Source organism: Mongoliimonas terrestris, assembly GCF_001927285.1.
In the GTDB taxonomy this organism is placed as follows: Bacteria; Pseudomonadota; Alphaproteobacteria; order Rhizobiales; family Pleomorphomonadaceae; genus Chthonobacter; species Chthonobacter terrestris.
This window is the reverse complement of the sequence record NZ_MSIG01000031.1, coordinates 1-14938: the sequence shown is the minus strand read 5'-3', so window position 1 is coordinate 14938 and position 14938 is coordinate 1. Positions and strand designations below refer to the sequence as shown.

The window sequence follows — 14938 nt, the reverse complement described above, 5'->3', positions numbered from 1 at the left end:
CCGATCCACCAGCGCCTTCTGCTTGATCCACGGCATCATGCCGCGGAGCTTGGCGCCGACCTCTTCGATCTGGTGGGCGTCGTTGTTGCGGCGGATCGCCTTGAAGCGGGCGGCGCCGGCGCGGTATTCCTGCATCCACTCGGAGGTGAACTTGCCGGTCTGGATGTCCTTCAGCACGCGCTTCATCTCCGCCTTGGTCTCGGCGGTCACGATGCGCGGGCCGGTCACGTACTCGCCCCACTCGGCGGTGTTGGAGATCGAGTAGTTCATGTTGGCGATGCCGCCCTCGTAGATGAGGTCGACGATCAGCTTCACTTCGTGCAGGCACTCGAAATAGGCCATCTCGGGCGCGTAACCGGCTTCCACAAGCGTCTCGAAGCCGGCGCGGATCAGCTCCACGAGGCCGCCGCAGAGCACCACCTGCTCGCCGAAGAGGTCGGTCTCGCACTCTTCCTTGAAGCTCGTCTCGATCACGCCCGACCGGCCGCCGCCGACGCCCGAAGCGTAGGAGAGCGCGATGTCGAGGGCGTTGCCCGAGGCATCCTGGTGGATGGCGACCAGGCACGGCACGCCGCCGCCCTTCTCGTACTCGCCGCGCACCGTGTGGCCGGGACCCTTCGGGGCGATCATGATGACGTCGACGGTCTTCTTCGGCTCGATCAGGCCGAAGTGCACGTTGAGGCCGTGCGCGAAGGCGATCGCGGCGCCGTCGCGGATGTTCGGGGCGATCTCGTCGCGGTAGATGTCCGCCTGCAGCTCGTCCGGGGTCGCCATCATCAGGAGGTCGCCCCAGGCGGCGGCTTCGGCCACCGTCATGACCTTGAGGCCGTCGGCCTCCACCTTCTTGGCGGTCGCCGAACCGGCCTTGAGGGCGACGGCGATGTCCTTGCAGCCGCTGTCCTTCAGGTTCAGCGCGTGGGCGCGGCCCTGGGAGCCGTAGCCGACGATGACGACCTTGCGGCCCTTGATCAGGTTGAGGTCGGCATCACGATCGTAATAGACGCGCATGGGACGTGTCCCCTTTCTTTCCTTGTGGCGTTTCTCGTTGCGTCAGGTCCGGCCGGCGTCGCCGCCCGGAAGCCTCACGTCGGTCTCATACCCGGTTCGTGACGGCCTGACCGGCCGCCGCCCGTTCGGGCTTGGTTTCATCCGCCCGGGGAGGCACCCCGAAAAGGCGGAGGAACTGGTCGATGGCCGTCGCCGCCCGCGCGCGCCGGTCCGTTTCGCCCGGCTCGGGACGGTCCCCGAGCAGCAGGCGCACATGAAGATCGCGGACGATCAGGCCGTAGAGCGTGTGATAGGCGTCGCCGGTGTCCGCGAAGGCCACGTGGCCGGCCGCCCGCCCGGCCTCCAGCAGCGCCCGCGCGCGCGCCTCGATCGGCCGCCGCCCCGCCTTCAGCACGAGCCCGCCGAGCCGCGCCTCCGCGCCGCCCGCCTCGCCGATGGCCAGCCGATTGAGCGCCAACGACACGTCGCCGGAGAGCACGGTCAGAAGGTCTTCGGCAAACGTCACCAGCAGCGCCCGGAACGCCGCCCGCTCCGGCGGCGCCCCCGGCCCCGCCGCCGCCCGCACCTTCGACGACTGGTAGGTGATCATGGCGGCGAGCAACCCGTCCCGGTCGCCGAACCACTTGTAGAGGCTCTCCTTGGAGCAGTTCGCCGCCCGGGCGATCCCCGCCGTCGTCAACCCCTTGTCCCCGCCTTCGACCAACAGCCGCAGCGCCACCTCCAGAACATCGTTCTGGCGGGCGGAAAACTCCGGCGGTGCGGCGGGGGCGACCTGGTCCACGGGCGGCTCGGCAAGCAGTGTACCGTACGGTACGGTTCCCCGTGGTGATAGAGAAGCGCGGGTGGCCGGTCAAGGGGGATGAAAATGAGGGTGGAGGATACCAAGAGGGGGCGAAAGGGTGAGCAAGCGCCGGCAGACCCCTCCCACAATTCCGGCATCCCGGTGAAAGCCGGGATTTAATCCGTCATCCCGGCGAACGCCGGGATCCAACCGATGGTGCGGCTTCTTCACCGGCGCGGATGACACGCCCGTCGGTTGGGTCCCGGCGTTCGCCGGGATGACGCCCTGGGGAGACCGACGAGACCGCCTCGACCCAATCCACAACCCGCCCCTTCAACCCCCCACCCTCCACCATCGTCATGGTCCGCGCAGGCGGACCACCCACGCATTGGCCACCCCAACCGAGGGAAAGCGCGGCTGGTCCGCCTCAAGCGGACCATGACGAGGAAGGAGCAGGAAGCATCTGGGAGCGCTGACCGCCCCACCTCCCAGAAATCCGTCATCCCGGCGAACGCCGGGATCCAACCGACGGCGCGGCTTCTTCACCGGCGCGGATGACACGCCCGTCGGTTGGGTCCCGGCGTTCGCCGGGATGACGCCCTGGGGAGACCGACGAGACCGACCCGACCCGACCCGGTCCGTCACCCGCCCCTTCACCCCCCACCCTCCGCCATCGTCATGGTCCGCGCAGGCGGACCACCCACGCATGGGCCATCCCAACCGAGGGAAAGCGTGGCTGGTCCGCCTCAAGCGGACCATGACGATGGTGGTGCGAACGGCCTTTGATGGCGCACACGGCCCAACTCCACCGTCACATCCCGTCCCTTACCCCACCGGATCTCCGCACGCCGCCCGATACCGGCGGATCGTCTCCGCCATGCCGTACAGCAGCGCGTCCGCCGTGATCGCGTGGCCGATCGACACCTCGGCGATCAGCGGCGCCCGCGCCTTCAGCGGCGGCAGGTTGTCGAGGGTGAGGTCGTGGCCGGCGTTTACCGCCATGGCGGCGGCGTCGGCGGCCTCGGCGGTGAGCACGATCTCGTCCAGCCGCCGGGCCTTTGCCGCCGGGTCGAACGTGTGTCCGTAGGGGCCGGTGTAGATCTCGATCCTCTTAGCGCCCGTGCGCGAGGCGCTCGCCACCTGGGTCCAGTCCGCGTCGAGGAAGAGCGACACGCGCATGCCCTGGCCCTGCATGCGGTCCACCACGGCGCGCAGCAGGTCCTGGTTGCGGACACAGTCCCAGCCGTGGTCGGAGGTCGACTGGCCCGGCTCGTCCGGCACCAGGGTCACCTGGTCCGGGCGGGCCGCCTCGCAGAGCGCCAGGAAATCCTCCGTCGGATAGCCCTCGATGTTGAACTCCTTGCCCGGCCAGTCGGCGCGCAGCATGTCGCGGAGCTCGAACACGTCCGTCCGGCGGATGTGCCGCTCGTCCGGGCGCGGATGCACGGTGATGCCGTAGGCGCCGGCCTCCAGGGCGATCCGGCTGAGGCCGGTGACGCTCGGCCACGGCAGGTTGCGCCGGTTGCGCAGCTGGGCGATGGCGTTGACGTTGACGGAGAGCTTGGTGATCGAGGTCATGGCACGGATCCGTGGAGGGGAGATTGCTCTAGCGCCTCGCCCGTCCCCGCACAATGCGGCACGGCGGACGGCGCGCCGCCGCCGTTACGGGACCGTCGCGAAACTGTCGCCGGCCTGTGGTTTCTGTCCGCCACTTCGACGACAGGTCGAATCGACGGCGATGCCGAACCGGATCGCCGCGGACCAGAAGGGGGTGGCGCGCCGATGTCCAACCGGATCCTCAACGATGCGGTCCACAACAACCGCATGACGACCCGCCAGGGCATGCTGGAACGCCTGTTCACCATGGCCTTCTCCGGCCTCGTCTACCCGCAGATCTGGGAGGACCCGGAGGTCGACATGGCGGCCCTCGCCCTCGGGCCCGGCGCGCGCATCGTCACCATCGCGTCCGGCGGCTGCAACGTGATGAGCTATCTCACGCGCAACCCTGCCGAGATCACCGCCGTCGACCTCAACCCGGCGCACGTGGCCCTCGTCAAGCTGAAGCTCGCCTGCATCGAGCACCTGCCGGCCTACGAGGTCTTCTTCCGCTTCTTCGGCCACGCCGACGAGAAGGCCAACACCCACCTCTACGACGCCTACGTGCGCGACCACCTGGACCCGACCACCCGGGCCTACTGGGAGGCGCGGCGCACGCTCCGCGGCCGGCGGATCAACCTCTTCGCCCGCAACGTCTACCGCTTCGGCCTTCTCGGCCGCTTCATCGGCACCGTCCACCTCCTCTCCCGTGCCTACGGCCAGAACCCGCGCCGCATGCTCACGGCCAAGAGCCTGGAGGAACAGCGCCGCATCTTCGAGGAGACGCTCGCGCCGGTGTTCGACGCCCGCCTCGTCCGCTGGCTCTGCCGCATGCCGGTGTCGCTCTACGGTCTCGGCATCCCGCCCGCCCAGTACGCCTATCTGCAGGCCTCCGCCGGCGGCGACGTGGCGGGCCTCCTGAAGGGCCGGCTGGAACGGCTCGCCTGCGACTTCCCGATGGAGGACAACTACTTCGCCTGGCAGGCCTTCGGCCGCTCCTATGACCGCAAGCACCGGGTCGCCGTGCCGCCGTATCTGCGCCGCGAGCACTACGACACCGTGCGGGCCAACAGCGGCCGGGTGGAGGTGCTGCACCAGTCCATGACCGACCACCTCGCCGGCCGCCCGGACGCCTCCCTCGACGGCTACGTGCTCCTCGACGCGCAGGACTGGATGAACCGCGAGCAGCTCACCGCCCTCTGGACGGAGATCACCCGCACCGCCGCCCCCGGCGCGCGCGTCATCTTCCGCACCGCCGGCGAGGAGAGCCACATCGCCGCCACCCTGCCGGAGGAAATCAACCGGCACTGGGCCTACCAGGCCGAGGAGTCCGCCGCCTTCAGCGCCAAGGACCGCTCGTCCATCTACGGTGGCTTCCACCTGAAGATCCACCAGGGCTGAACCGCATGGCCGAGACGGCGCCTCCCAGACCCGCGACGCCGGACGCCCCCGCGCCCGGCGGCCACGCCGCCGCGATAGCTAGTCCCGGTGGTCATGCGGCCGCGATTGACAGCCCCACCGGCCACGCCGCCGCGATGGACCGGATGTACCGCTACACGCGGCACATCTACGACATCACCCGCAAGCCCTACCTCCTCGGCCGCGACCGCATGATCGCCGAGCTGGACGTCCCGCCCGGCGGCACCGTGCTCGAACTCGGCTGCGGCACCGGCCGCAACCTCGTCGCCGTCGCCCGCCGCTACCCGGATTGCAGGCTCTTCGGCGTCGACATCTCGGCGGAGATGCTGCGCACCGCCCGCGCCACCATCGACGCCGCCGGCCTCACGCACCGCATCACCCTCGCCCCCGGCGACGCCACCGAATTCGACGCCGCGTCCGCCTTCGGCGTTGCGCGCTTCGACCGGGTCTACTTCTCCTACGCGGTCTCGATGATCCCCGACTGGGTCGCGGCGCTTGCAGAGGCCGACCGCCTCACCGCCCCCGGCGGCCGGCTCGCGGTCGTCGACTTCGGCGACGCCGCCCACCTCGGCGCCCTCCCCCGCCGTCTCCTCCACGGCTGGCTCGCGCTCTTCCACGTGACGCCGAGGGTGGACCTCGCCCCGCGCCTCACCGCCCTCGCCGCCGGCCGTCCGGTCCGCCACAGGGCGCTCCACCGCGGCTACGCGCAGCTCGGGACGATCGGCTGAGGGGTTTTTTATTTCAGCGTCGGCGCTAACACCCCTCTCTCCAACTCTCCCCCTCAAGGGGGGAGAGGGCCTGTTGAGGGTCTGGTGCGAGACGTTTCAGGACGGAGCGGAAGCGCCCCTTGGCCGAACGCAAGTCCGCCACCCCCTCCCCCTCCTCAACGCGCCCCCTCCCCCCTTGAGGGGGAGGGTTGGGGAGAGGGGGAACCGCCCAACTTTCAAGCCAAGCCGCCCCACCGAACCGCCCAACCTTCTAGCCAGGCCCGCCCTCAGAACCTCACATAACTCGCGCTCGTCTCCGGCGCCCTCGCCACCGGCAGCGTCTCGTCCGCCGCCATGCCGTTCTCCTCCCGGAGTGCCCGGCGGATGGTCTCGATCACGTGTTCCCAGCCCTTTTCGCGGGCGAGTTCGTGGGCGAGGTGGATGGTTTCGAAGTCTTCCAGTTCCATGACGAGGGCTTCCTGCTTCAGTGCCTCATGCCGAATGCGGTGATCACATGCCCATCTTGCCGCGCGCGAGCGCCGCAAGGCCGGTCCGGGCTACCTCCACGAGGCCGCACTCGGTCATCAGATTGACGAAGCGGTCGATGTCCGCCGGCGTGCCGGTCAGCTCGAACACGAAGCTCTCCAGCGTCGCGTCCACCGTCCGCGCCTCGAACGCCTGGGCGAGCCGCAGCGCCTCGACCCGGTGCTCGCCCTTGCCGGCGACCTTGACCAGCGCCAGCTCCCGCTCGATGGCCTCGCCCATCTTGGTGAGGTTCACCACCCGGTGCACCGGCACCAGCCGGCCGAGCTGGTTCATGATCTGAGTGATCACCTGCGGCGTGCCCGTGGTCACGACGGTGATGCGCGACAGGTGCTTCTCGTGCTCCACCTCGGAAACCGTCAGGCTCTCGATGTTGTAGCCCCGCCCCGAGAACAGCCCGATCACCCGCGCCAGCACGCCCGGCTCGTTGTCGACGAGCACGGAGAGCGTATGGGTCTCGGCGACCGTGGAGGTCTCTTCCAGGAAATAGGCGGACTGGGATTGTCCGGCGACGATCATCATGGGTTGTCCGATCCGTGGTGGAGGTCGGCGCTGGCTCCCCCCTCTCCAACTCTCCCCCTCAAGGGGGGAGAGGGCGGGCGGCGGGTCCGGCGCGTCACAAGCTCTAACGTCATCTGTTCAGCGTTCCCTCCCCCCTTGAGGGGGAGGGCCAGGGTGGGGGGTGAACCGATCGGCGTCCGCCGAAAGCCTCCCCACCCCCCTCAAACCAGCATCTTCCCCGACGACCCGATCGCCGTGTCGATCTCGTCGTCCGACGCATCCCCCAGCAGCATCTCGTTGTGGGCCTTGCCCGAGGGGATCATCGGGAAGCAGTTGGCGAGGTTGGCGACGCGGCAGTCGAAGATCACCGGGCGCTTCACGCGGATCATCTCCTCGATGGCGTCGTCCAGCTCGTCCGGCCGCTCCGCCTTGATGCCGACGGCCCCATAGGCCTCCGCCAGCTTCACGAAGTCCGGCATGGCCTCCGTGTAGCTGTGCGACAGGCGGTTGCCGTGCAGCAGCTGCTGCCACTGGCGCACCATGCCCATGTATTGGTTGTTCAAAATGAACACCTTGATCGGCGCCTCGTACTGGATCGCGGTCGACATCTCCTGGATGTTCATCTGCACCGAAGCGTCGCCCGCGATGTCGATCACGAGGGCGTCCGGATGCGCGATCTGCACGCCCAGCGCCGCCGGCAGACCGTAGCCCATGGTGCCGAGGCCGCCCGAGGTCATCCAGCGGTTCGGCTCCTCGAAGCCGAAATACTGCGCCGCCCACATCTGGTGCTGGCCGACTTCCGTGGTGATGTAGGTGTCGTGGCCCTTGGTCAGTTGATAGAGCCGCTCCACCGCGTACTGCGGCATGATCACGTCGGCGTTCTTGCGGTAGGCGAGGCACTTCTTGGCCTTCCACACCGACACCTGCTGCCACCAGGCGGTCATCGCCGCCCGATCCTGCACCGGCTGGGTCTCCTTCCAGACCTTGATCATGTCCTCCAGCACGTAGCCGACGTCGCCGACGATGGGAATGTCGACGCGCACGTTCTTGTTGATGGACGACGGATCGATGTCGATGTGGATCTTCTTCGACGTGGGCGAGAAGGCGTCGATGCGGCCGGTGATGCGATCGTCGAAGCGCGCGCCGATGCACACCATCACGTCGCAGTCGTGCATGGCGAGGTTGGCCTCGTAGGTGCCGTGCATGCCGAGCATGCCGAGCCAGTTCGGCCCGGACGCCGGATAGGCGCCAAGGCCCATCAGCGTGGAGGTGATCGGCATGTTGGTGAGCTTGACGAGTTCGCGCAGCAGGCGCGACGCCGCCGGGCCGGCATTGACCACGCCGCCGCCGGTGTAGAGCACCGGCTTCTTGGCCGCCGCCATCAGCGCCACCGCCTCGCGGATCGCCGTGTCGTCGCCCTTCACCCGCGGCTTGTACTGGGTCTGCGCCTGATCCTTGAAGTTGGCGTAGGTGCCGGTCTGGAACTGGATGTTCTTCGGAATGTCGACGACCACCGGGCCCGGCCGGCCCGTGGTGGCGATCCGGAACGCCTCGTGCAGGATCTTCGGCAGGTCCTCGATCCGCTGGACCAGCCAGTTGTGCTTGGTGCAGGGCCGGGTGATGCCGACCGTGTCGCACTCCTGGAAGCCGTCGGTGCCGATCAGGTGCGTCGGCACCTGGCCGGTGATGCAGACCATCGGGATGGAGTCCATCAGCGCGTCGGTCAGCGCCGTCACCATGTTGGTGGCGCCCGGACCCGACGTCACCAGCACCACGCCCGGCTTGCCGGTGGAGCGCGCATAGCCCTCCGCCGCATGGCCGGCGCCCTGCTCGTGGCGGACGAGGATGTGGTTGATCTTGTCCTGCTGGAAGATCTCGTCATAGATCGGCAGCACCGCGCCGCCCGGGTAGCCGAAGATGGTGTCGACGCCCTGGTCGATCAGCGCCTGGATGACCATCTCCGCGCCCGTCATCTGCCGTGTCATCGCATCAACCTCTGTGTGGTCTCGGGTCCGGGCCTTTGGAAGCGTGTCGCCCGCCGTCAGGCCGTCTGGGCATTCGGGTCATAAAAAAAGGCCCCGGAAGAGGGCCTTGAGTTTCGCGCACCATGTCGTCCGGAGGTTCTCCCTTCAGGGAGCCCCCGCCACGGTGCGCGCAATAAGTACGATAAGGGTCCGACGCATCGGCGTCCTCGTTGGTTTGGTTGGCCGGACCGTAAGCGGCCCGCCCGGAGAGGTCAAGCACCTTTTTCGAAAGTTGCGGACGAAGGTGTCGGGGTTTCGACTTGTTGCGCGCGAGGCACGGTCGAGGCCGCGGATTGCACCCGCCGCCCCGGGAATGCACCCGCCGCCCCTCGTCCCTACCCCGCCCCGATCGTCATGGTCCGCGAAGGCGGACCACCCACGCATATCCACCCCGATCGGCGCAGAGGACAATGCGTGGATGGTCCGGCAGAACCGGACCATGACGATCGCGGCGGTCGACAGACCGGAAGGCGCTGCCCACCAAAACCAAGCTCCCCGTTTCCCCAGGTCGTCACCCCGGCGAAAGCCGGGGCCCAACTGTCCGCCGCATCACCCGCACCGGCACCACAGCGACCGCCGTCGGCTGAATCCCGGCGTCCGCCGGGATGACGGCCTAGGAAATGAAGCTGCCGCAAGACAGCAACCTCCGCATCTTCCCCACCCGACCCCGCTCGTCATGGTCCGCGAAGGCGGACCACCCACGCATTCTCCGCCACGCCCCCTCACCGACGCCGCTTCCCGCAGCTCCACCGCCAGTCCCGGCGCGGCCCCACGTCCACGTGCACGGAGCGGGTGTGGCAGTAGGTGCCGACGCCGCCGATGCCCTTGATCGATCGCGCCGCCGCGGCCACCTGGCGGGGCGAGATGCCCGCCACCTGCACGTCCGCCGCCATGCAGCGGCGATGGTAGCTTCCCCGCCGGGCGCGCTGCGGCCCGCGGAAGCCGGACGTCACCATCAGCTGCCGGTTGCCGAGCTTGCGCTTCAGCTCGCCTAGCAGGCGCTGGAGCCCCGGCGTGAAGCAGCTGGTGTTCACGGTCTTGGTCTGGACGATGTAGGCAACGAGGGTCTTGTCGGCGACGGCGGTCTGCGTATTGCGCGGTCTCGGCTTGGGGCCTTCGCGGTCTTCCGAATAGGTCGGCTGGACCAGAAGCAGGAGCGCAAGCGCGGCTATCACGCAGGAATACAGTCGCATCGAAACACCCGTTCACTGCCCGGGGACGGATGTCCTCAGGTGGTTGGGGCCTCGCTCGCGACATCTTTCTAAATCAATGCATGCATCTGTTGGAAGCGTTTTGTTAACCATTAAGGCAGCATAGCGCGCGCCCAAGCCTTATCCGGCGTAGAAAAAGCGTTTGAGCCACCACAGATGGCAGGGGCCGGCGACAACACGCCGCGTCGTCCTGCCGCCCTCAACCCACCGCCACGGCCACCTCCACGGCCTCCGGCGGCAGCCCCGCGTCGGTCACCGGAAGCCGCGTCCAGGTGGCGAACTGGTTGCGGAACCACGTCTCCTGCCGCCGCGCATAGCGGCGCGTCGCCACGATCGCCGCCTCCACGGCGTCCTCGACCGCGATCTCGCCCGTCGCCGCCGCCATCATCTCCGGCACGCCGATCGCCTTCATGGCCGGCAGGCCGGCGTCGAGGCCGAGCGCCGCGAAGGCCCGCGCCTCCTCCAGCCCGCCCTCCGCCGCCATTGCCCGGAAGCGCGCCGCGATCCGCCGGTGGAGAAGCGCCCGCTCCGGCGCCAGCACCAGCCGCCGGAGGCCGTCGGCGGCCAGCAGCGGCGGCTCCCGCTCCGCCTGCCAGTCGGCGAGCGAGCGCCCCGTCGCCTCCCGCACCATCAGCGCGCGGAGCACCCGTTGCGGATCGGTCGGCCGAAGCCGCCCCGCCATCACCGGGTCCACCGCCGCCAGCCGCGCATGCAGATCCGCCGCCGCCATCCCGTCCGCCCGTCGGCGCCAATCGGCCGCCACGTCCTCCGGCACCGGCGGCACGGCCGACAGCCCCTCCGTCAGCGCCGTCAGATACATCCCCGTCCCGCCGACGATCACCGGCACCTGCCCCGCCGCCCGCGCCGCGGCGAGCGCGCCCGCCATATCCGCGAGGAACCGCGCCACCGTGTAGCGCTCCGCCGCCGGCACGTGACCGTAGAGCCGGTGCGGCACGCCGCCCATCTCGTCCGCCGTCGGCCGCGCCGTCAGCACGGAGAGCTCCGCGTAGACCTGCATGCTGTCGGCGTTCACCACCACGCCGCCGAGCCGTGTTGCCACGGCCACGGCCAGCGCCGACTTGCCGCTCGCGGTCGGCCCGGCTATCACCACCGCGCGCGGCCTCGCGCCTCTCTCATCGCCCGCCGTCATGTGGTCCGGAGCCGCCCTTCGATGTCGCTGATCGCCACGCTTGTCTCATCGCCCGCCGATCCGCAAGTCGGCGATGCCCTGGTGACGGCCGCCCGCGCCGCGTTGGGTCAGGCCGACGCGCGCATCCTCGCCCCTGGCGTCGCGGCCGAATTTCCCGTCCCCGCCACCCTCACCGCCTCGGAGGCCGAGGCCCGCCTCGCCGGCGTCGTCGCCGACCGCAAGGTGGACATCGCCGTCCTCCCCGCCGCCAACCGGCGCAAGCGCCTCCTCCTCGCCGACATGGACAGCACCATGATCGGCCAGGAGTGCATCGACGAGTTAGCCGATTTCGCGGGCCTGAAGGACCGGGTCGCCGCCATCACCGAGCGCGCCATGCGCGGCGAGATCGCCTTCGAGCCGGCGCTCCGCGAGCGCGTCGCCCTCCTCAAGGGCCTCCCCCACGCGGTGGTCGACGAGGTGCTGGAGAGCCGCATCACCCTCACCCCCGGCGGCATCGAGCTGGTCCGCACCATGCGGGCCAACGGCGCCTACACGGCTCTCGTCTCCGGCGGCTTCACGCTCTTCACCGGTCCCATCCGCACCCGCATCGGATTTCACGAGGACCGCTCCAACACCCTCAACGCCGACGCCGGCTTTCTCGACGGCACCGTCGCCGAGCCCATCCTCGGCCGCGAAGCCAAGCTCGCCACCTTGGTGGAGCTGCGCGACCGCCACGGCCTTCTCCCCGACGACACCCTCGCGGTCGGCGACGGCGCGAACGACCTCGCCATGATCAAGGCCGCCGGGCTCGGCGTCGCCTTCCGCGCCAAGCCCGCGGTCGCCGCCGAAGCCCGCGCCCGCATCACCCACGCCGACCTCACCGCCCTCCTCCACCTCCAGGGCTACACCGCCGACGACTTCGTACGCGGCTGAGGCGGTTGGGGACAAAGTGATCTGGTCCTCGCGCCTGACCGTCATCCCGGCGAAAGCCGGGATCCAGCCGACGGCGCGTTTGAATACTCCGGCGCGGATGACCCGCCGGTCGGTTGGGCCCCGGCCTCCGCCGGGGTGACGCCCTGGTCCAGCGCTAAGACGACAGTCCTTCGCCGGATCGTGCCCTCCGCCGCGATCGTCATGGTCCGGTTCAACCGGACCACCCACGCATTCCTTCATCACCCAAAAGCATGGCTGGTTCGCCTCTCGCGGACCATGACGGCGAATGAGGGTCGGGGACTGCCATCGCGAACCGCCCCGGCCGTCGCCGCCACCCCCCTACCCCGCCTCGTCCCCCTCCCCCAGCCCGGCCGCTTCCACCTGCCGCAGCCGCGCCTCGAGGTCCAGCAGCACGGCCACGCGCAACGCGCTCGCCAGGTTCCTGTCCCGGCGCGCGCGGTCGATCGCCGCCACATAGCCGGAGAGCGATTGGCCGCGTTCGGCCGCGATGCGCTCCACCGCATCCCAGAACTCCGGTTCCAACGCCACGGAGGTGCGGTGGCCGGCCAGAGAGACCGAACGCTTCTCGGTCACGCGCCGTCCGTGGAGCTGTCGGGGCCGTCGTCGTCGCGCCGGTGGCCGTCGAGCCGGCGGCGGTCGATCTCGGTGAGCGCCCGCCCGGTCTCCTTCTCAACCTTGGTGCGGCCGTACTTGGAGCGGTTCTCCGCGGCGATCTTCTCCCGCTCCTCCCGCTCCTTGCGCTTCCTGTGCTGCCTGAGGTTGACGACCTCGCCCATGGCCGTGGTCTCCCCGATCCGGTTCCGGCATCCCATGATACGACAGCACGGCCCCCGCGAAAGGGGCAACCGCCACGAAGGCCGCGCCTGCCCTCACCTCGCGCCCGGCTCTCACCCCGCGCCCGGCTCCCACCCCGCGACCCGCTCTCACCCCGCGCCTGGGCCCACCATGGCCTCGGGCCGCACCAGCCGGTCGAAGTCCTCGCCCGTCACGTGCCCCAGGCGGATCGCCTCCTCGCGGAGCGTGGTGCCGTTCTTGTGCGCCGCCTTGGCGATCGCCGCGGCCGCGTCGTAGCCGATGGTCGGCGCCAGCGCCGTCACCAGCATCAGCGATCGGCCGACCAGGTCGTCGATCCGCGCCCGGTTCGCCTCGATGCCCACCACGCAGCGGTCCGCGAACGAGCGCGCCGCGTCGCCGATCAGCCGTATCGACTGCATCACCGCGTCGGCGATCACCGGCTTGTAGACGTTGAGCTCGAAATGCCCCTGGGCGCCGGCGAACGACACCGTCGCCTGGTTGCCCACCACGCGCGCCGCCACCATGGTCAGCGCCTCCGCCTGGGTCGGGTTCACCTTGCCGGGCATGATGGAGGAGCCCGGCTCGTTCTCCGGCAGGATGAGTTCGCCGAGGCCGGAGCGCGGGCCGGAGCCGAGGAAGCGGATGTCGTTGGCGATCTTGTGCAGCGACACCGCCGTCGTCTCCAGCGCCCCGTGCAGGAAGACGAGCGCGTCGTGGGTGGCGAGCGCCTCGAACTTGTTCGGCGCCGTCACGAACGGGATGCCGGTGAGGTCGGCGAGCGCCCATGCCACCTTGCCGGCGAAGGCCGGATGGGCATTGAGCCCCGTCCCCACCGCCGTGCCGCCCTGCGCCAGCTCCAGCACCCCCGGCAGCGCCAGTTCCACCCGGTGGATGCTCTGCGCCACCATGTGCCGGTAGCCGGAGAACTCCTGGCCGAGCGTCAGCGGCGTCGCGTCCTGGGTGTGGGTGCGGCCGATCTTCACGATGTCGGCGAACGCGGCCTCCTTGTCGGCGAGCGCGTATTTCAGGTGGTGCAGCGCCGGCAGCAGGTCGTGCGTCACCGCCGTCGCCGCCGCCACGTGCATGGCCGTCGGGAAGACGTCGTTGGACGACTGGCCCATGTTCACGTGGTCGTTCGGGTGCACCGGGCTCTTGGCGCCGCGCGTGCCGCCGAGGCTCTCGTTGGCGAGGTTGGCGATCACCTCGTTCACGTTCATGTTCGTCTGGGTGCCGGACCCGGTCTGCCACACGACGAGCGGAAACTCCTCGTCGTGCCGCCCTGCCGCCACCGCCAGCCCAGCCGCCTCGATGGCTGCCGCAAGCTTCGGATCGAGGAGGCCCAGATCCCGGTTCACCCGCGCCGCCGCCACCTTCACTCGCGCGAGCGCCTGGACGACCGGCAGCGGCATCCGCTCCGACGCCCCGCCGATCGGAAAGTTCTCGATGGACCGCTGCGTCTGCGCGCCCCACGCCCGCGCCGCCGGCACGGCGATCGGCCCGAACGTATCCCGCTCCTCGCGGGTCGGCAAAGTGGTGTCAGTCTCGCTCACGGCATGCCTCCGGCTTGCCCCCCGGATCGGACCACATTTCAGATAGCGCGTCCCGGATGGAACCGGAAGCCGCAGCGATGCGGTCGAGGGTCGAGGGAGTGCGGAAAGGCCCGGCTGAACCGGATGACGAGGAAGGAGAAACCCGCACCCGCAAAAGCCGATCGCCACCCCGGCGAACGCCGGGGCCCACCGTCCGGCGCCAAAAAAGAATCGAGAAACCCGCACCCGCAGAAGCCGATCGTCACCCCGGCGAACGCCGGCGCCCAACCGTCCGGCGCCTCATCCGCCCCGGTCCACCCGCCCGCTCCGTCGGCTGGATCCCGACGTCCGTCGGGATGACGGTTGCGGGCGGCAACGGCGGCAGAACAGGCGAACCCCCGGCCCCCGGCCGCCCGCCGCCCGCCGCCGCGATCGTCATGGTCCGCGCAGGCGGACCACCCACGCATTCCGACCGCCGCAAGGCGTGGCTGGTCCGGCTGAACCGGACCATGACGAGGAAGGAGAAACCCGAACCCGCAGAAGCCGATCGTCACCCCGGCGAACGCCGGCGCCCAACCGTCCGGCGCCTCATCCGCCCCGGTCCACCCGCCCGCTCCGTCGGCTGGATCCCGACGTCCGTCGGGATGACGGTTGCGGGCGGCAACGGCGGCAGAACAGGCGAACCCCCGGCCCCCGGCCGCCCGCCGCCCGCCGCCGCGATCGTCATGGTCCGCGCAGGCG

The 14938-nt window shown here is 69.9% G+C and carries 14 protein-coding genes; 3 read left to right on the top strand and 11 right to left on the bottom strand.

From position 1 onward, the window contains the following. The 3 genes from ilvC to BUQ68_RS22115 all read right to left on the bottom strand — a co-directional run. On the bottom strand, positions 1–1008 hold a 1008-nt coding region (gene ilvC / locus BUQ68_RS22125; protein ID WP_075218211.1), incomplete at its 3' end, for a ketol-acid reductoisomerase. Positions 1009–1093: 85 nt separating this feature from the next. After that, positions 1094–1789 (bottom strand): TetR/AcrR family transcriptional regulator, encoded by a 696-nt coding sequence (locus BUQ68_RS22120; protein ID WP_075218210.1) that lies wholly within the window; start codon positions 1787–1789, stop codon positions 1094–1096. Between the two features lie 825 nt (positions 1790–2614). Continuing rightward, positions 2615–3367, bottom strand: coding sequence for a pyridoxine 5'-phosphate synthase (locus tag BUQ68_RS22115; protein WP_075218209.1), 753 nt, complete (start codon positions 3365–3367; stop codon positions 2615–2617). Positions 3368–3571: 204 nt separating this feature from the next. On the opposite strand from BUQ68_RS22115, the gene BUQ68_RS22110 reads away from it, so the two are divergent. Next, positions 3572–4786, top strand: a complete 1215-nt coding sequence (locus tag BUQ68_RS22110; protein ID WP_075218208.1) for a BtaA family protein — start codon at positions 3572–3574, stop codon at positions 4784–4786. A gap of 143 nt (positions 4787–4929) precedes the next feature. Further along, positions 4930–5532, top strand: a complete 603-nt coding sequence (locus BUQ68_RS22105) for a class I SAM-dependent methyltransferase (RefSeq protein WP_210215676.1) — start codon at positions 4930–4932, stop codon at positions 5530–5532. Positions 5533–5798: 266 nt separating this feature from the next. Here the strand turns inward: BUQ68_RS22105 and BUQ68_RS22100 are convergent, their stop codons facing one another. From BUQ68_RS22100 to miaA, 5 genes are all read right to left on the bottom strand, one after another. After that, complete coding sequence (locus tag BUQ68_RS22100; protein WP_075218206.1) at positions 5799–5978, bottom strand: hypothetical protein; 180 nt, start codon at positions 5976–5978, stop codon at positions 5799–5801. Between the two features lie 43 nt (positions 5979–6021). After that, positions 6022–6573: an acetolactate synthase small subunit gene (gene ilvN / locus BUQ68_RS22095; RefSeq protein ID WP_075218212.1), complete on the bottom strand. Its 552-nt coding sequence runs from the start codon at positions 6571–6573 to the stop codon at positions 6022–6024. A 203-nt stretch (positions 6574–6776) separates the two neighbouring features. Further along, complete coding sequence (locus BUQ68_RS22090) at positions 6777–8540, bottom strand: acetolactate synthase 3 large subunit (protein WP_075218205.1); 1764 nt, start codon at positions 8538–8540, stop codon at positions 6777–6779. A 761-nt stretch (positions 8541–9301) separates the two neighbouring features. Next, a complete protein-coding gene (locus BUQ68_RS22085) occupies positions 9302–9772 on the bottom strand; it encodes a YcbK family protein (RefSeq protein ID WP_075218204.1) in 471 nt (156 codons plus the stop codon). Positions 9773–9989: 217 nt separating this feature from the next. Further along, positions 9990–10901 carry a tRNA (adenosine(37)-N6)-dimethylallyltransferase MiaA gene (gene miaA, locus BUQ68_RS22080; RefSeq protein ID WP_342587035.1) on the bottom strand — a complete coding sequence of 304 codons (912 nt, stop codon included), beginning with the start codon at positions 10899–10901 and terminating at the stop codon, positions 9990–9992. 60 nt (positions 10902–10961) lie between these two features. On the opposite strand from miaA, the gene serB reads away from it, so the two are divergent. Next, positions 10962–11852 carry a phosphoserine phosphatase SerB gene (gene serB, locus BUQ68_RS22075; RefSeq protein WP_075218202.1) on the top strand — a complete coding sequence of 297 codons (891 nt, stop codon included), beginning with the start codon at positions 10962–10964 and terminating at the stop codon, positions 11850–11852. 339 nt (positions 11853–12191) lie between these two features. On the opposite strand, the gene BUQ68_RS22070 is transcribed toward serB, so the two are convergent. The 3 genes from BUQ68_RS22070 to fumC form a co-directional block, all read right to left on the bottom strand. Then, positions 12192–12446: a ribbon-helix-helix domain-containing protein gene (locus BUQ68_RS22070; protein ID WP_075218201.1), complete on the bottom strand. Its 255-nt coding sequence runs from the start codon at positions 12444–12446 to the stop codon at positions 12192–12194. Beyond that, positions 12443–12649, bottom strand: coding sequence for a DUF4169 family protein (locus tag BUQ68_RS22065; RefSeq protein WP_075218200.1), 207 nt, complete (start codon positions 12647–12649; stop codon positions 12443–12445). The genes BUQ68_RS22070 and BUQ68_RS22065 overlap by 4 nt, the downstream gene beginning before the upstream one ends. Before the next feature lie 147 nt (positions 12650–12796). Next, positions 12797–14218, bottom strand: a complete 1422-nt coding sequence (gene fumC / locus BUQ68_RS22060; protein ID WP_075218199.1) for a class II fumarate hydratase — start codon at positions 14216–14218, stop codon at positions 12797–12799. Positions 14219–14938 lie beyond the last annotated feature (720 nt).